Source organism: Peptostreptococcus sp. D1, assembly GCF_900112955.1.
In the GTDB taxonomy this organism is placed as follows: Bacteria; Bacillota; Clostridia; order Peptostreptococcales; family Peptostreptococcaceae; genus Peptostreptococcus.
On record NZ_FONP01000001.1, the window covers coordinates 566413 to 584884 of the forward strand.

Below are 18472 nucleotides of genomic sequence, written 5' to 3' on the forward strand. Positions count from 1 at the left end.
AGTCTACTATTTTGACTTTGGCTCCGCAACGATTCCTTTATCCACAAGAAATACATAGTACGATAATACTATATTCTATTCTCACATTTTGTATAATCATATCCGTAAAAATCATCAATTATCTTTTTTGAGGCTTCCATTATCATAATGTTTTCAACCTCTTTGTCAGAAAAGCTTTGATATCTGTCCTTTCTATCCTCCCATAATTTCAAAACACTATCAAAATCCTTTAAAAGTGGTCTGCCTTCTAGCTCAAGCTCTTCCAAATTTCTCTTCAAAAGATATATTTTACCATTTTGCTTTAAATGCTCATAATTTTCCATTTGAGTAACCACGCCTCCACCTGTAGCTATTACCAAATTATTCATTTTCCCAAATTCTCTACACATTTCACTTTCTAGCTTCCTAAAATATGCTTCTCCATCTTCTAAAAAAATTCGTTCAATACTCTTACCAGTTTTTCTTACAATCTCCTCATCAAAATCCACTAGGTGTTTATCTGTATTTTCTGATATTATCCTTCCAATGGTAGATTTGCCTGTACTAGGCATTCCAATCAACACTATATTCCCTTCAACCGAAAGCTTTTCTATTATCCTCTCCATTTTTCTATCCTCAACCTTATTTCCACAAAATACATTATATGCCTCAGCAGCCTGTGCAACCAACATAGTAAGTCCATTGCAGCATTTTATGTTCTTTTCCTTTGCGTCAAAAAGCAGCCTTGTACACATTGGATTATAAATCACGTCTATAACTCCTTTTAGATTATTGAACTCACTTATATCTATTAGCCTTTCTCCATTATTTGGATACATACCGACAGGAGTGGCATTTATCAGCAATTCGACATCCTTGTAATCCAAGTACCTCGAATAGTAGGGCTCTGTTTTTCTAGATAGCTTGGTGTACGTTATACCTCTATCATCTAGCACTGCCCCCACTGTCATGGATGTTGCACCATCTCCAAGAATTAAAGCAGATTTTATATCACCGATTTCTAAACTATCTAACATATACTCGAATCCAAAATAATCCGTATTGTCACCTATTACCTTTCCATTTTTTTTGATTACTGTATTTATACATCCTATTTTCTTAGCTCTGTTGGTCATTTCATCAATATATTTCATGACTTCTATCTTGTATGGTATAGTAATGTTGAAGCCTGTTATATCCCCATTAACAAATTGCTCTATTTGATCCAACTCCTTTTCATACAAATCATAGTCGTATCCATCTATCAAATTGTGTATTTTTTTCGAAAAGCTGTGCCCCAGCTTTCTTCCCAACAATCCGTATTTCATATCATACCCCACATAATTACCTAAAAATATACTCACAGTCTTTAAAAATATCTATCAAATCCAGAAGGACAATTGCGCATACAGCTTCAACCACCGGCAATGCTCTAATAGCTATACATGGATCGTGTCTTCCCTCTATTTGCAAATATTTAGATTCCTTTTTCGACATAGAAAATGACCTTTGTCGCTTTCCAATTGATGCCGTTGGTTTCATAGTTACAGTAAAGTTAATCGGCATACCGTTACTTATTCCACCGACTATTCCACCCGCATTATTGGTAACGGTTGATACTCGCTTATCTCTAATTTCAAATTCATCATTGTGCTCAGAGCCTTTCATATGTGCAGCCTCAACACCTAATCCAAACTCTATAGCTCTGACTCCAGGAATGGAAAAAATTCTACTCGACAAAATAGATTCAATACCATCCTGATTTGGCTCTCCCAGACCAATTGGAATTCCGGTTGCAAAGCATTCTATCTTAGCACCGATTGAGTCTTTTTCTTCTCTTACACCTTCTAATAATTTATCTATTCTAGCTTCGACTTCCTTCGAAATAACAGGAATATCTTTTCGACTTATTTCTTCAAGCCTTCCCATATCCGGCTTTGCGATATCAATTTCTTCATCAATCTCAGCTCCAACTTGCTTGAGCCTCGAAGCAATTTGTATTCCTCTCTCTTGAAGAATCTGCTTTGCAATACCACCCACAATACAAATAGGTGCTGTTAATCGCCCAGAAAACGAGCCTGAACCTCTCATATCCATCAATCCATTGTATTTTATATTTGCTACATAATCGGCGTGAGACGGTCTTGGAATATCCTTGAATATTTCGTAGTGAGCAGAATTGTGGTCTTTGTTCTTTATTACAGCACATATTGTATTGGATATTATCGTAGCATTTTCAACCCCAGTGATAAATTCCACATTATCTCCTTCAATTCTCTTTGTCGTATACTTTTTCCCTGGTGCCCTTCTTCGCATAAATTCTTCAAGCTTATCCATATCTATCTTAAAGCCCAGTGGCAATCCGTCAACAACAGCTCCTATATAATGTCCATGTGATTGACCAAAAACTGTAGTTTTAATATTATTTCCAAATGTCGCACTCATATTTTCCCTCCCAAATCTACAAAATCGTCAAAAAAAGTTGGATATGACTTATTTATAGCTTTCGAATTTTTAATAACTATATCATTCTCGCTTATTATAGAAGCTATCGCCGCAGCCATTGCTATTCTATGGTCATTGTGTGAGTCAACAATACCTCCTACTAAACCATTCGTTCCATAAACCAACAGCTCATCATTTCTTTCCTCTACATTTCCACCGAGTGAAGTGATTAAATCAACAGTCGATTTTATTCTGTCGCTCTCTTTTAGCCTCAATCTCGACGCATTATAAAATCGCGATACGCCTCCATCAACACTAGCTGCCAATATCGATAATATAGGCAACATATCTGGTATATCCGCCAAATCGACATCTATTGAATTTCTGCCACATGACGATACCATAATTTCATTAGATATAATAACCTCAGCACCAAAATCATCTAATATTTTTAATATTTTTTTGTCACCTTGACTACTTTCTACATTTAACCCCTTCACCGATACTTTACCGAATGCTCCTGCTACCAAAAAGAAGGAAGAATTCGACCAATCTCCTTCGACTTTGTAGGTCTGCGCTTTCAATTTCGATGTATTTACTAAAAAACCATTTTCATTTTCAATTATATCTGCACCAAAGGCTCTCATTACTTCAACCGTAATATCCACATAGCTCTTGGACTCAAGGTTTGTATTTACAATTACTTCAGAGCTTCCATTCAGATTCAAGGCAGCAAATAACAATCCAGAAATATACTGTGAGCTTACATCGCCTCTTATCTCATACCTACCTGGTGTCAAAAGCCCATTTGTTTTAAATGGCAAACACTCCGAATCAAATTCCACACCTCTATGTCTCATTGCATCCATCAAATCCTTTATTGGTCTTTTTGGCAGCCTGCCCTCACCTTTGAAAATTGCCTGCTCATAAATAGTAGAAGCAAGTGGCAACAAAAATCTAAAGGTAGAGCCACTTTCCTTTGAGTCTATAGTGGGTATATTGTCTAATTTCGATATGCCCTGTACTATAACTCCATATTCAAATTTTTCGATTTTTGCACCTAATGCTCTAAGACAATTTACCGTCGCATCTATATCATCAGATGTTTTATCAAAAATTATTTGCGACACACCGTCTGAAATAGCGGCACAAATAATAGCCCTATGAGCAAATGATTTTGATGGTATTGCTTTGACACTCCCCTCTAATTTCGATGGCTTTACTTTCATTTCACACCTCTGGGATACATTAAATCCCTTCTTTCTTTACCTTCTCTCAACAATAATTCCAAGCCTTTTTCGTCCCTCTTTTCCAAAAGGTCGCTATATTTTTTTAATTCGTCTATCAGAAAATCTAATTCATCTTTTATATAGTCATTCTCCAGCAGCAGCTCTGTCCACATAGATTCATCCAACATTGCTACTCTAGTTAAATCCTTGAGACTATCTGCCGAAAAACCATTATGCTTTAAAGCCACCTTTGATTTTACAAAAGCGTTAGATACAATATGAGATAGCTGTGAGGTGTATGCGATCATTCTATCATGAGTATCCGCATCACAATATTGTACCGAAAATCCCATTTCTGAAAGGATATTCAAAATCTCATTGGGTATATTTCTTTTTGTGAGTATTATAGATGCACCTTCGAATAAATCATCAAGACTGCTTGTATATCCCCCTATCTCTCTTCCTGCCATTGGGTGTGCGCCAATATATTCGAAGTTATTCCTTGATGACAAATATTCAAGCTCTCTCGAAATATTCTTTTTCACTCCACAAAGATCCATCACCCAGCCTCGAATATTTTTATTTTCTCTTACAAATCTCAATGCATCCTTTGGTCTCAATGCCAAAACTACAAGATCAATATTGAGTAGGTCATCGGTATCTAGTTTAAAGTCAATGCTATTATCATTTAGCGCTAGGTCTATCGATTGTCCATCAATATCAAACCCAAACACCATATGCTTCGTATTTTTCTTCAAGGATTTAGCAAAGGAGCCTCCAATCAAACCCAAACCAATTATTCCTATATTCATACTACACCACCATCATCGCTTCCTTTAATCTAAATATTGACCTTGCCATATCATCAAATTCATCTGGTCTCAAAGACTGATTCCCATCACACAATGCATTTTCCGGATCATTATGAACCTCTATTATCAAGCCATCACATGAAGCCCCAACTGATGCCAAGCTAAGCGGCTTCACTAGCCTCGACACTCCAGATGAGTGTGATGGATCAACAATAACTGGAAGATGTGTTTTTTCATGAAGAACGGGAATAGCTGTTATATCAAGAGTATTTCTAACTCCAGTTTCAAAAGTTCTAATACCTCTCTCACAAAGAATTACATCATCATTCCCCTCCGACATTATATACTCTGCAGCCATCAGAAATTCTTCATATGTTGCAGATAACCCTCTTTTCAAAAGGACTGGCTTCGACTGTTTTCCAAGTACCTTCAGCAAATCGAAATTCTGCATATTTCTTGCACCAACCTGTAGTATATCAACACCTTCAAATAGAGGTAATTGTCCAATTTCCATTATTTCTGAAATTATCGGCAGCCCTGTTATTTCTTTTGCCTTTAGCAATAACTTTACACCAGCCTCACCCTTTCCTTGAAAAGAATATGGGGATGTTCTAGGTTTAAAGGCTCCTCCTCTTAATATATTTGCCCCAGCCTCCTTCACTCTTTTTGCAACCGCGATAATTTGTTCTTCTGATTCCACTGAACAAGGTCCAGCTATCAAACAAAAATTACCGCCACCTATTTTTGTTCCATTTTCCAAGGTTACAATAGTGTCCTCTGGATGGAATTTTCTATTGGCTCTCTTATAAGGCTCTTGAATTCTGACAATTTCATCAACAGCTTCAAACGATTTAATAATACTCGAATCAAGTCTAGATGTATCTCCTATTAATCCGAGAAGAGCTGTATTCTCACCAAAAGAACAGTCTACTTCAAATCCCAAGGACTCAATAAATCCTATCAGCTTCTCAATTTGCTCAAGCTTTACGTTTTTTCTAAGTTTGACTATCATACCAAAATCCCTCCATAAAAAATAATAAAAAAAGCCTCTTGGCTAATCCAAGAGGCTAAAATACTAAAATATCAATTGTCTATTATTAAGAATAAGTCAACTGTATCTAGTTTTTGCACATCAGAAAAAGCCTTACCACTGCTAGTAAAGTTAAAATAGTAATAATAGTTGTAAGACTTTAGTTGTGCGTTTAACTTATTCATGACAATTTCTCCCTTCGTTTTTTTAGTATTGTATCATCATTAATTATTAGTGTAAAGCATAAATAAAAAAATAACCAACTTAATAGCGTTTATTTTCATTTTTATTTAAACACTTCATTATCCAAGTAGTTATAAAGATCTTGGTATACCTCGTAATATGCCACATTATCATTATTTGTTACCTGAATAAAATCCTTACCCATCGTTTGTATATCGATTTTATTTCCATTTTTTTCTATTTTTATTGTAAAATTAATCCTTGTCTTATGGAACTCTTTTTGTGGCTGAATCTTGCCAACCTCTCTCTTATACAAAATTTTGTTTATCAAATCATCCTTCTTCCAAGGAAAAATCCCCTTCTCCTCATTCCCCTTATAAACTCTTATATCTCCGACTCCATCTTTATTTTTTATGTAATCTACTGATGTATAGATCATCCTCTTATACATACCTTGAAAATCTTCTTTAACCGAAATCGGAACCTTATAGCTCTCTTTTTTTCCATCACTCTCTACAACAAAGTAATTAAAATTTGTTTCAAACTTAACATTATTATTAGTATTACCTCTATTTTGAGGATTGAAATCACCCTCAATAGCTCTTACCTTTACAAAGGATGTCGATAATCTCTTCAAATTTTCCAGCATTTCACCTTCAATTTTTATATTTTCAACAGAGTCATCAGAAATAAATAGCTTCTTGCTTTGATTAAATTTCTGTAGTGGTTGCATTTTACTCTCTGCCTTGTTTCTAAGCTCGATATCTTCCTCTATTTTGTTTTTCTCACCCCTCGTATCTATAGAAACAACATCTTCCCCAGTTTTACTTTGAATATAGTTTCTAGAAAGCTTAAATGAAAAAAAGTAAATTACAAAGAACAGTATGATGATTAATAGAAGTAACAAAGTTTTGTTTAATTTCGACAGCTTATTAAACATTACTTCCCTCCCTTACAGCTCTATTAATGTTATTAGAAAGAACTGCAAACTCGTCAAGACTAAGAGTCTCTCCTCTTCTTTTCTCGTCAATATTTGACTCTAGCAATATCTGAGATATGACTTTTTTATTCAAGACACCCATGCTAGAAATAGAATTCAAAAGAGTTTTCCTTCTTTGACCGAAAGCTGCTTTGACAACCTTAAAAAACAATTCCTCATTGTCAACATCATATTTTTTTTCACTTCTAACTCTCAACGCTATAACGATTGAATCCACATTTGGCTGTGGAATAAACATATGCCTTGGCACCTTTGCAATTATCTCTGTATCACAGTAATACTGCACAGCAACTGAAAGAGCTCCAAAAGCCTTTCCACCAGGAGCAGCATTCATCCTTTCAGCGACCTCCTTTTGAACCATGACTACTATATCTGTCACATTTATCTCTTCCTCCAAAAATCTCATAATAATCGGAGTAGTTATATAATATGGTAAATTTGCAATCAATTTTACCGGACCACCATCTAGGTATTTTTCTATTAGCCCCTTAATATCCGCTTTGATGATATCTTCATTTACAGCATTGAAATTTTCATAATCCTCCATTGTATCCTTCAAAATTGGAATAAGATTCTTATCTATTTCAACAGCCATAACCTTATCTGCTATAGTCGCAATTTCTTTGGTTAAGGTTCCAATACCAGGACCAACCTCAATAACCTTATCGCCCTCTTTCACGCCAGATCCCGATATTATTTTATCTATAATACTGTCGTCAATTAAAAAATTTTGCCCCAGACTCTTATTAAATCTAAATTCATGTTTTTTCACAATTTCCATAGTAGCTTTATGTGACGAAAGCCTCTTATTCATTAATCTATTCACCTTCTTTATTACATTTCAATACGTCTTTTAATGCCTTTTCAAATTCTTCTCTAGTAACTCCATAATTATTTAGTCTACTCAGAAATTGCTTTGAGTTACCATATCCTATTCCCAATATTTTTCCTATTTCATCTCTCAACACTGAAGCATTTTTGGATCCTACTAGCCCATTTCTCATTAGATCGCCATTGTCAAAGGATTTCTCCTTTTTCACAACCTCGGTCCTCACTTTTGAAAGTGCTAATTTTATACTCTCTGGACTAGCATTTTCAACGCCTATATCTCCATCCTTCAATGCGCTCTCACGTGGTAAAAAAGCGTGTTTACAGCCAGGTACTTCACTTGCTATTTTTTTTCTAATTTTCTCACCTGCAAAATCAGGATCGGTAAAAATTATGATCCCTCTCTTATCATTAGCTGTTTTTATTCGCTCCATAACACCCCTTGGAAATCCAAAGCCACCTGTTGCAATCAGTTCACAGTCAACAGCTCTTTTTACCGCATCTATGTCATCTCTACCCTCGACAACAACTACTTCTTTTATCATTTTTTCCTCACTTATTTTCTACAGAATTCATTTATATCTATTCTCATTTATTTTACTTTTTCTTATTTGTTTTACTTTTTCTTATCTTTCTTAATTTTTCCTATGTATTTTGCTTTACTTAATTTGTCATCCACTCTTATTCATTTTTTTCTTTATTTATTATCAGCCTTGCAGCCTCACTAAGAACATTTGAGTAATAGCACAATAATAAAACATCCATCATCTTTTCTGTCGTATCTCTATCCTCCTCTTTGTTAAATGATTCAATATCATTTGACAAAAAATTCAAAGTTAATTTATTTAAATTTTCCTTTTTTCTTAAAAATCCCTTGTATATTTTCTCATAATTGTCAAAATCATCAAACGCATCCTTTATCTCAGTTAGACTAATTTCCCTCTTAAGCATACAAATGATTATTATCATTAAAATATGCTCTTTATTGTATTTCTTTTTTATTGCAGGCTTGATAATACCAGCTTTTACATAGTTATTTACCATTGTCTTTGTCAAAGCCTGCTCTTGTTCATTATATGGAAAAAATTTATCAAAAATATTCAAAACCTGATCCATGTAAAGATCAATATTTGGAATCTCTTCCACCTTCAAATCCTCTTTTTCCATTATACTTTCTATTATTTCATATATATTATACATAAAAACACTCCACTATACCTTAATTGGTATCTAATATATAGGTCAAAATACAAAAATATCGGCTTACTATCATATTCCACCCTTTGTTACCTTTATCATAAAAATTATTATATCATAAATACCCATGAAAATACATTTTAAAGAAAATTAAATCTATCTGATTTTTTTAAACTACTATTGACAAATGACACAGTGTCACTTATAATTTATACATACTTTATTAATTTTTTGTTGACGGAGGTTATTATGCCAAAAAATACATTTAATAATTTACCACCAGAAAAAAGAGAGAAAATTTACGAGGCTCTTCGTGAGGAGTTCAATTCTAACCCTTTTAATAAGGCTAGTGTAAAGAATATTGTTGAAAATCTGAATATCTCAAGAGGAAGCTTTTATCAATATTTCGAGGACTTGGAGGAAAGTTATTTTACCATTCTCTTAAAGGAAACCACTGATATACATTCGCTATTTATTGAAATATTGAAGGATGATAATTTCGATTTATGTCAATCATTAGAAAAATTTGGCAACAGAATATCCAATCTCATTTTTGATGAAAGAAGATATTCTCTGTACAAATACAGATTTCTTTATTGGAATGAAGATCTTGAAAAGAGATGGATCGAGTTTTACAAAAAACAAGCCATGGAATGTAAACACCATTCAAAAAATTGTATTGACAATATCGACATAAATTATGAAAAAGTAAACTTTGTCAAAGCAGTAATTCACAATATCATAAAAAGGGCTTTTCAAGAGAATTTTAGTAAAGAAGCTTTTTTGGTAAAGTATAATCAATATGTTAATTGGATAATAAAAGGAGTTGATTAGATGGGAGTTTTTGAAAGTATATTTGATATCACATACTTACTTATTGTAATATCATTGGGAATTAACTTGTTGAATAACAAAAAATCAGGAGAAAGACTTTTTGGTATAATGGCAATTCTACTGGGAGCTGGAGACGCCTTTCATTTGGTGCCTCGAATAATTTCTCATTTTACACCAAATGGATTTGAGAAAAACGTTGTGGCTTTATCTTGGGGACAATTTGTAACTAGTATCACAATGACAATCTTTTATGTATTATTCTATCACTACTATAGAAACCTGAGCTGTGATACTGACGATAGAAAAAAATTCACTGTCTATATATTGGCAATGGCTAGAATAATTCTGGTATTACTACCTCAAAATAATTGGGGAGCTACTGATGGAAATTATTTGTTTGGTATATATAGAAATATTCCATTTGCCATACTTGGATTACTTTTGATTGCTTGGACATACAAGAAAAAAAATACTCCAGGCTTGAAACATATGAGCTTACTGATTTTTCTAAGCTTTGCTTTTTATATACCAGTAGTTTTATTTAGTGATTTTATTCCGGCAATCGGAGCCCTAATGTTGCCGAAAACTCTTGCGTATCTTGCAATTGTATGGCTGGGATATAGCTACTTTAGCTCTGGTAAAAAAACTCAATATACCACAATTCGATAAAAAACCTGAGATGTATCTCAGCATCACAACATTGATATATAATGCAGTAAAAAAACGGCTTACTCTTATATGAGTTTGCCGTTTTTTATTCACTATCCACCAATTGGTGTATCATTAACTATATCTCTCACATCCTTATAGATAATGAGTGGTTTTTCGTCCTCGTTTTCGATACTACCCTTAGTCACAATAACTTTTTCAATATTATCTATCGAAGGAACCTCAAACATCGTTTCCATTAAAGAATGTTCAACGATACTTCTTAAACCTCTGGCACCAGTATTCCTTTCGATAGCCTTCTGAGCTATTGAGCGCAATGCACCTTCATCAAATTCGATTTTCACATCATCGTATTCAAATAGCTTGGAATACTGCTTAACAAGAGAATTTTTTGGCTCTGTAAGTATTCTGACCAACGATTCTTCATCCAGTAATTCTAAGGTAGCTATGACAGGGATTCTACCCACAAACTCCGGAATCATACCAAATTTTAGTAAGTCATCAGGAATAACCTTCGAATACAGCTTTCCCAAATCGACATCTGCCTTACTTTCTATTTTTGCTCCAAAGCCCAAAACTTTTTGATTTCCTCTTCTTTTAATGATCTTTTCTATACCGTCAAACGCTCCTCCAAGAATAAATAATATATCAGTTGTATCAACCTTTAAAAATTCTTGATGTGGATGCTTTCTACCTCCCGCTGGAGGAACATTGGCAACAGTACCCTCTAGTATCTTTAACAATGCCTGTTGAACACCTTCCCCGCTAACATCTCTAGTAATTGAAGGATTTTCAGATTTTCTTGATATTTTATCAATTTCATCAATATAGATTATACCTTTTTGAGCTCTTTCTATATCAAAATCTGCAGCCTGAACCAATTTCAATACAATATTCTCTACATCTTCTCCAACATACCCTGCTTCAGTTAGTGTAGTGGCATCAGCTATTGCAAAGGGTACATTTAGTATCTTTGCCAAGGTTTGTGCTAACAGAGTCTTACCAGATCCCGTTGGACCCAAAAGAAGTATATTACTCTTCTGAAGCTCAACATCACTCTTTTTACCCTTAGCAGAGTAAATTCTCTTGTAATGATTATAAACTGCAACAGAAAGTGCTTTTTTCGCCTTACTCTGTCCAATAACATAATCGTCTAGTATTTCCATCATTTCCTTTGGTTTAGGTAAATTACCAGCTTGCATTTCTGCATTTTCATCTATTTCTTCTTTAATTATTTCACCACACAAATCCACGCATTCATCACAGATATATACACCAGGACCTGCTATTATTCTTTTAACTTGATCTTGAGTTTTTCCGCAAAAAGAGCACTTATATTGTTTGTTGTCATCTTGTTTTGGCAATAATTTCACCTCCTATGAAAATACTACTATTTTCTATTTTCTATTACTTCATCTATCAATCCAAAATTCATTGCTTCCTCTGCAGTCATAAAGTTATCACGTTCCGTATTTTCCTTTACAACCTCAATTGATTTTCCAGTTCTTTCTGACAATATTTTGTTTAATTTTTCTTTAGTTTCAAGTAAATATCTAGTATGTATTTCTACATCTGTAGCTTGACCCCTAGATCCACCAAGAGGCTGATGTATCATGATTGTGCTGTTAGGAAGAGCAAATCTCTTTCCCTTTGCTCCAGCTGCCAAAAGAAATGCTCCCATAGATGCTGCCATACCAATACATATAGTATTTACATCTGCCTTGATATACTGCATAGTATCATATATAGCAAGACCAGCCGTTACACTTCCACCAGGAGAATTTATATACAGGTGTATATCTTTATCTGGATCGTCTGCCTCCAAAAATAGCAGCTGTGCCACGACCAAGCTAGCAGTAATATCATTCACTTCATCACCCAAGAAAATAATTCTATCCTTTAGCAGCCTTGAATAAATATCATATGACCTTTCACCTCTACCATCTTGCTCTATTACATAAGGAACTAATGCCATATTTCTACCTCCTCATTTTATTTTAGTAAAGACCACAAAAAATATTGTGGTCCTCATTTCACTATATTAAATTTGCCTTTTCCAACAATAAATCGACTGCTTTTTCAGTTCTGATTCTGTTAGCAATATTTTCTTTTTCTGCATCTCCTATAGAAGATTTTATTTTGTCAATTTCTATCTGATACATTTTTGCAAAGCTTTCCAAATCTTTTTCAATATCTTCTTCAGTAGCTTCAACGTTTTCAAGCTCAACAATCTTTTCAATTACTAGAGCATGCTTAACCATAGCCTTTGCTTCATCTCTTCTTGCTTCCCTTATATCTTCAATCGACTGACCAGATAATTCAGCAAATTTTTCTAATGACCAACCTTGATAACTTAATTGCATATTTATATCTTGTAGCTGTCTATCCAATTGTGCCTCAACCATAGAATTTGGTATATCTATCTCAACACCTTCTGCAATTTTTTCAACTACTTTATTTCTCATTTCAGACTTGGCATTCTGATCTGCTTCTTCTTGCTTCTTTGTTCTTATATCATTTTTCAATTCTTCCAAAGATTCAAATTCAGTAGTGTCCTGAGCAAATGAATCATCTAGATTAGGAAGCTCCTTAACCTTTACTTCATTTATCTTAACCTTAAATACAACAGGCTTTCCAGCTAATTCTTCAGCTGGATAATCTTCTGGGAATGTCACATTGACATCAAATTCATCTCCAGTTGATTTTCCAACCAATTGTTCTTCAAAGCCTGGTATAAATGTTCCAGATCCAACCTCAAGTGAATATCCTTCAGAAGTACCACCTTCAAAAGGCTCTCCATCAAGTGTTCCAGCAAAATCAATTACTGCAACATTACCATTTTCTACTGGTGACTCTACAGTTACCATTCTTGATTGCTTTTCAAGAAGTGCATTAAGCTCCTCGTCGATTATTTCATCAGTAACAGTGCTATCTACCTTCTCTATATCAACTCCAAAATAGTTTTCTATAGTAAATTCAGGCTTTACATCTACTATTACTACTAAAACTAATCCACCATCATCTTTAATTTCCTTTATATCTATATCTGGCTGTGAAACTACATCAAGCTTCAATTCTTCAACTGCTACTGGATATACCTCTGGTAGTAAAATATCCAATGCATCATTGAAGAAAACTCCCTTTCCATAGTTTAATTCTATTATTTTTCTAGGAGCCTTACCTTTTCTAAATCCTGCAATATTATATCTAGATTTAGTTTTTTTGTAAGCCTTATCTATAGCTTTATCAAATTCAACGGCGTCAATAGCCATTTCAAATGTAACAGAATATCCTTCTCTTTTAATTAATTCTGATTTCATAAAATCCTCCCTGTATAATCAATTTTGTACTTATATCATCTATGCAGCTTTGCACACTTTAACATAATGATTATACTACAAAATATGTTCAAATGCACGCATTTTAGTGAAATATATACATATAATATCACAAAAAATTTAAATTAAGCTTAATACTTTAACGTTAAAATATTCAAACGAATATGAACCATTTTCTATTTCCATTATCACATAGCTTCCATCTAATCCATCTCTAGGCTGAGATAAGCTTCCTGGATTTAAAATTTGCACACCAGATACAACCTCATTTGCTTTTATATGGGTATGTCCGAATATTGCAATGTCGGCACCCTTTTCTTTAGCGTGCTCAGCTAAAATGCCAAGATTGTATTTAACTCTATGCCTATGGCCATGAGCTAGAAAAAACCTTACTTTTTCAATCTCAAATTCGACTTCAGCTTCGACATTTTCATAATCACAATTTCCAGCTACGGCTATAACAGGCTTTCCACTTTTCTCAGATAAATAAACAGAATCTCTAAAATGATCACCTGCATGAATTATCAAATCTATACTTTCTTTTATCATCGGAATAATATTATCCATATTTTTCCTTGATCCATGTGTGTCTGATAAAATTATTACCCTCATAATTCTCTCCTACTTCATACTACTCATTACATTGAACTTCTAAATAGTTCTTTCATCCAAAATAGCTTTTAATTTTGTCTTCATATCTTCTAGTGCTCTAGATCTATGACTCATTGAATTCTTTATTTCTAAAGATAATTCACCAAAGGTTTTTTCATAGCCTTCCGGAATAAACATACAGTCATATCCAAATCCATTTTCACCTTTTTCCTCAAAATCTATTTTTCCTTCAACTATTCCTCTTGAAAGCATTTCCTTTCCATCAGGAAATACGACTGCTATTACACAAACGAATCTGGCAGCTCTTTTTTCAAATGGTACTCCTTCCAGCTCTGAAAGCATCTTTTTTCTATTTTCTTCATCAGTTGCATTTTCTCCAGCATATCTAGCCGAAAATATTCCAGGTTTTTTTCCCAGCGCATCAACTTCTATGCCACTATCATCTCCAATTGAAATCTTTCCAGTCGCCCTCGCAATCGTCCTAGCCTTTATCAATGCATTGTGTTCAAAGGTCTTTCCATTTTCTATTATCTCGATATCCTGTAATCCGACATCCTTTAGGGATTTTATTTCAAAATCCAAATCTGAAACCATCGTCCTTATCTCTTCCAATTTGTGCATATTTCCAGTGGCTATTATCGCCTCTCTTTCATATTCACATCCTATTATGCTATCGGCAACTTCTCCCAATACAGCTCTTTGAAGTCTCATTAATTCTCTATTACCCTTTTCTGCGTAATCTAAAATAATTTCAAGCTCTTTTTTTGAAAAAGGTCTTTCTTCTCCAGTTCCCTGTATCTCAATAAATTCACCTCTATTATTCATAACGACATTTATGTCAACCTCTGCGCAGGAGTCTTCCTCGTAACAAACATCTAGCAAAGCTTCTCCATCAACCACGCCCACACTGACCGCTGAAAGAAATGAACTCACAGGCATTTTTTTCAGTTCACCTTTTTTGTATAAAGTATAAAGGGCATCTGCCAAAGCCACAAACGAACCAGTAATTGAGGCAGTTCTAGTTCCTCCATCTGCTTGTATCACATCACAATCAATCCAAATTGTTCTCTCTCCCAATTTTTCCAAATCTACAACAGACCTAATTGATCTACCTATCAATCGCTGTATCTCTTGGCTTCTCCCATCGACCTTTCCCTTATTTACATCTCTTTTTTTTCTTGTAAGAGTAGCACTCGGTATCATAGAATATTCTGCGCTTATCCAACCGCTTCCAGTTCCTTTTATAAATGGTGGCACAGCATCATCTACAAAGGCTGTACAGATGACCTTTGTATTTCCCATTTCTATCAGAACAGAGCCCTGAGCATATTTTGTAAAATTTCTAGTAATATTTACACTTCTGATTTCATCGTTCCTTCTGCCATCAAATCTTAATCTACAATCGTCTATATCATTACTCACTTCAACGATATTTTTCGCTTCATTATAACAAGTATCTTCCATTATTTTAATCCCTCCAAGACATCTTCTTTAGACCTATAATTGATAATTTCATTAAACTTATCTTCATCTATAACTTTTATTCCAAGTGAAACAGCCTTGTCCAGCTTTGAGCCAGCTTCTTTTCCGGCAAGAACAAATGTAGTCGATTTGCTAACACTTGATGTCGCCTTTCCACCTCTTGCCTCTATCATTTCCTTTGCAGCATTACGCTTTAGACTTGGAAGTGTTCCAGTCAATACTATCTTCATACCTTCAAATATTTTTGTAGCCTCCGAATATTTGTTTGCATTAGATTCAAAGTTCAAACCAGCATTTCTCAATTTCTCAATTGTTCTAAGATTTTTATCCTCATCAAAAAATTTAACCACACTGTCAGACATTATCTCTCCAAATTCGTCTATCTCTATCAAATCCTCAAATTTTGCATTTATTATCTCATCCATACTACTAAATCTATTAGCTAACAATTTGGCACCCTTTACGCCTACGAATTTTATTCCCAAACCGTTTATTAATCTCCACAGTTCATTTTTCTTCGAATTTTCTATCGCATTCATTAAATTGGAAACGGACCTTTCTCCCATTCTATCCAAAGTCACAATTTTTTTAAAATCCATGTAATATAAATCGGAAATGTCATTTATAATTCCGTTATCAAGAAGATTTGTTATAATGGATTCACCCATACCATCTATATTCATCGCATCCCTAGATACAAAATGAATAATTCCTCTCCTAATTTGAGCAGGACAAGAAATATTAATGCACTTAACTGCCGCCTCACCTTCTAATCTAACTGTTTCCTCTCCACAGACAGGACATTTATCCGGCATCTTGAATTTTACCTCACTACCATTTCTATCCTCAATAAATGCTTGTATAACCTGTGGAATTATTTCACCAGCCTTTTGAACGATTACCGTATCGCCAATCCTAATATCTCTTTCATTGATATAATCCTCGTTATGTAAGGTAGCTCTACTAACTGTCGTACCAGCCAACCTTACAGGCTCCAAAATTGCAGTCGGAGTGATTGTGCCTGTTCTTCCAACCTCTATCTGTATATCTAATAATTTTGTTTTTTTCTTTTCCGCTGGAAATTTATATGCTATTGCCCATCTAGGACTTTTAGCTGTAAAGCCTAGCTCATCCCTTTGTGAGAATGAATTTACCTTTATTACCATTCCATCTATTTCATATCCAAGTGTGCCTCTATTTTCAGTCCAGTATTCTATATGCCTTACAACATCATCAATGCTATCAAAAACTCTGAAATTCTCATTTATTTTTATACCTTGTTTACTCATATATTCAAATGATTCACTATGATTTTTTAATCCCAAGGCTTCAGCATTTTCAAGGTTAAAAACAAATATATCCAAGGGTCTTTTCGCTGTCAATTTTGAATCCAGCTGTCTAAGTGAGCCCGCAGCCAAATTTCTAGGATTTGCATAAATTTGCAAAGCATGCTCCTCTTGATATCTATTGATATTTTCAAAATCTTGCTTTGAAATATACACCTCACCTCTGACAATCACTTTTCTCTTTTCTTCTATTCTCATAGGTATTGTCTTAACAGTCTTTAAATTCTCTGTCACATTTTCGCCTATATACCCATCGCCTCTAGTCGCCCCCAAAGTGAAATATCCGTCCTCATATGTAAGCCCTACGGACAATCCATCTATCTTAAATTCTACAACATACTCGACTTGTCCAGAGCAACCTTCTCTAACTCGCCTGTCAAAATCTCTCAATTCTCCTTCTGAGAAAGCATTACCCAAGCTCAGCATTGGTATCTCATGAGTATGCTGTTCAAATTTTTCAAGAGCAACGCCACCAACTCTTGAGGATGGTGTATCCTTCCTCTTAAGTAATGGAAATTTGTCCTCCAAAAATATCAAAGCTCTCATTAGCTCATCAAATTCCATATCACTTATCTCGGGATTATCTTCCTTATAATATTTTTCAGAATGATACTCTATAGCCTTAACAAGCTTCTCCATCATATTGTCTACATTATCTGTATTTAATTTATTATTTTCAAATAAATCCATAATCTTACTTAAATCCATATTCATTACATCAAAGTCCATTATTATCACCAATCTATTAATTATTTTTTCTAAATCTAAGCCTTCATTAAATTATATCTTAATATAAGCAAAATAATCAACCCCCACGATAAAACACAGGAATATAGTGTTACAATTGACATGAAACAAAAAAATCCTAAATTGCAATATCAAAATCTATTTCTATTTTATTTTTCTCACAATGTATCCTTATAAACAAAAACAACCTCCGGAATTGATGTCTATCAAATCCGAAGGTAATTATTTTGTTTTTATGCTAGATAGTAGCTTAATTCTCTTTTCTTCTTTTTCTAAGCTCTATGGTAATAAGTAGCGTTCCTAACAATCCCATAAATATGCCATATGGAGATAAGCTTGCTCCAGCTCCTGTTTTTGGCAAGGTATTATTAATGCTTGTGTTTAAAGCTCTCATTTTTTCAATATTTTGTGTTGTCGGTGTGCTCAGATGAGTTATAGGTGTTTTTTTCAGCTTATCTACCATTACTATGGTATTGCCTTTTACTTCAGTTCCTGTTACCAATACCTTTCCAGCCTTTACCTCAAAGCTAATGGCTGTTGCCACTTGATACTTATCAGGGGCTGATACCTCTGTAAATGTATAGCTTCCGTCTTCCAATTCAAACTCTGTTAGCTTTCCATCTGTTACCCACTCTTTTATTACTGTGCCATTTTCTTTTGTTAGCTTGATGGTTGCACCCTTCAATTCTTCTCCATTTGCTGTCAATGCTTTCTTGGAGAATTTTACCTTTGTTTTTTCAG

General features: G+C 34.2%; 19 protein-coding genes. 2 read left to right on the plus strand and 17 right to left on the minus strand.

Annotated features, from left to right (window positions below):
* Window positions 1-68: 68 nt before the first annotated feature.
* From BM120_RS02495 to BM120_RS02535, 10 genes are all read right to left on the minus strand, one after another.
* Window positions 69-1307 (minus strand): shikimate kinase, encoded by a 1239-nt coding sequence (locus tag BM120_RS02495; RefSeq protein WP_091992938.1) that lies wholly within the window; start codon window positions 1305-1307, stop codon window positions 69-71.
* 16 nt (window positions 1308-1323) lie between these two features.
* Entirely contained in the window at window positions 1324-2424 is a 1101-nt protein-coding gene (gene aroC, locus BM120_RS02500; protein ID WP_091992940.1) for a chorismate synthase, read from the minus strand.
* Entirely contained in the window at window positions 2421-3653 is a 1233-nt protein-coding gene (gene aroA / locus BM120_RS02505; protein WP_091992942.1) for a 3-phosphoshikimate 1-carboxyvinyltransferase, read from the minus strand. Before aroA ends, aroC begins: the two co-directional genes overlap by 4 nt.
* Window positions 3650-4465, minus strand: coding sequence for a prephenate dehydrogenase (locus BM120_RS02510; protein ID WP_091992943.1), 816 nt, complete (start codon window positions 4463-4465; stop codon window positions 3650-3652). Before BM120_RS02510 ends, aroA begins: the two co-directional genes overlap by 4 nt.
* Before the next feature lies 1 nt (window position 4466).
* Complete coding sequence (aroF, locus tag BM120_RS02515; protein WP_091992945.1) at window positions 4467-5477, minus strand: 3-deoxy-7-phosphoheptulonate synthase; 1011 nt, start codon at window positions 5475-5477, stop codon at window positions 4467-4469.
* A gap of 71 nt (window positions 5478-5548) precedes the next feature.
* On the minus strand, window positions 5549-5680 hold the full coding sequence (locus BM120_RS11185; protein WP_278335312.1) for a hypothetical protein: 132 nt from the start codon (window positions 5678-5680) through the stop codon (window positions 5549-5551).
* 101 nt (window positions 5681-5781) lie between these two features.
* Window positions 5782-6618 carry a hypothetical protein gene (locus tag BM120_RS02520; protein ID WP_091992946.1) on the minus strand — a complete coding sequence of 279 codons (837 nt, stop codon included), beginning with the start codon at window positions 6616-6618 and terminating at the stop codon, window positions 5782-5784.
* On the minus strand, window positions 6611-7492 hold the full coding sequence (rsmA, locus tag BM120_RS02525; protein ID WP_091992948.1) for a 16S rRNA (adenine(1518)-N(6)/adenine(1519)-N(6))-dimethyltransferase RsmA: 882 nt from the start codon (window positions 7490-7492) through the stop codon (window positions 6611-6613). Before rsmA ends, BM120_RS02520 begins: the two co-directional genes overlap by 8 nt.
* A gap of 4 nt (window positions 7493-7496) precedes the next feature.
* Window positions 7497-8051 carry a ribonuclease M5 gene (rnmV, locus tag BM120_RS02530; RefSeq protein WP_091992949.1) on the minus strand — a complete coding sequence of 185 codons (555 nt, stop codon included), beginning with the start codon at window positions 8049-8051 and terminating at the stop codon, window positions 7497-7499.
* A 136-nt stretch (window positions 8052-8187) separates the two neighbouring features.
* Window positions 8188-8706 carry a DUF1836 domain-containing protein gene (locus BM120_RS02535; protein WP_091992951.1) on the minus strand — a complete coding sequence of 173 codons (519 nt, stop codon included), beginning with the start codon at window positions 8704-8706 and terminating at the stop codon, window positions 8188-8190.
* A gap of 246 nt (window positions 8707-8952) precedes the next feature.
* On the opposite strand from BM120_RS02535, the gene BM120_RS02540 reads away from it, so the two are divergent.
* Both BM120_RS02540 and BM120_RS02545 read left to right on the plus strand, forming a co-directional pair.
* Complete coding sequence (locus tag BM120_RS02540; protein ID WP_091992952.1) at window positions 8953-9537, plus strand: TetR/AcrR family transcriptional regulator; 585 nt, start codon at window positions 8953-8955, stop codon at window positions 9535-9537.
* Window positions 9538-10206, plus strand: coding sequence for a hypothetical protein (locus BM120_RS02545; RefSeq protein WP_091992954.1), 669 nt, complete (start codon window positions 9538-9540; stop codon window positions 10204-10206).
* Window positions 10207-10298: 92 nt separating this feature from the next.
* Here the strand turns inward: BM120_RS02545 and clpX are convergent, their stop codons facing one another.
* The 7 genes from clpX to BM120_RS02580 all read right to left on the minus strand — a co-directional run.
* Window positions 10299-11570 carry an ATP-dependent Clp protease ATP-binding subunit ClpX gene (gene clpX, locus BM120_RS02550; protein WP_091992956.1) on the minus strand — a complete coding sequence of 424 codons (1272 nt, stop codon included), beginning with the start codon at window positions 11568-11570 and terminating at the stop codon, window positions 10299-10301.
* 26 nt (window positions 11571-11596) lie between these two features.
* Window positions 11597-12181: an ATP-dependent Clp endopeptidase proteolytic subunit ClpP gene (gene clpP / locus BM120_RS02555; RefSeq protein WP_091992957.1), complete on the minus strand. Its 585-nt coding sequence runs from the start codon at window positions 12179-12181 to the stop codon at window positions 11597-11599.
* A 61-nt stretch (window positions 12182-12242) separates the two neighbouring features.
* Entirely contained in the window at window positions 12243-13526 is a 1284-nt protein-coding gene (gene tig / locus BM120_RS02560; RefSeq protein ID WP_091992959.1) for a trigger factor, read from the minus strand.
* 138 nt (window positions 13527-13664) lie between these two features.
* On the minus strand, window positions 13665-14156 hold the full coding sequence (locus BM120_RS02565) for a metallophosphoesterase family protein (RefSeq protein WP_091992961.1): 492 nt from the start codon (window positions 14154-14156) through the stop codon (window positions 13665-13667).
* 39 nt (window positions 14157-14195) lie between these two features.
* Window positions 14196-15620 (minus strand): ribonuclease PH, encoded by a 1425-nt coding sequence (gene rph / locus BM120_RS02570; protein WP_091992963.1) that lies wholly within the window; start codon window positions 15618-15620, stop codon window positions 14196-14198.
* Complete coding sequence (gene ligA / locus BM120_RS02575) at window positions 15620-17674, minus strand: NAD-dependent DNA ligase LigA (RefSeq protein ID WP_091993038.1); 2055 nt, start codon at window positions 17672-17674, stop codon at window positions 15620-15622. The genes rph and ligA overlap by 1 nt, the downstream gene beginning before the upstream one ends.
* Before the next feature lie 307 nt (window positions 17675-17981).
* Window positions 17982-18472, minus strand: a 491-nt coding sequence (locus BM120_RS02580) for a SpaA isopeptide-forming pilin-related protein (RefSeq protein ID WP_091992964.1), incomplete at its 5' end; no start/stop codon positions are given.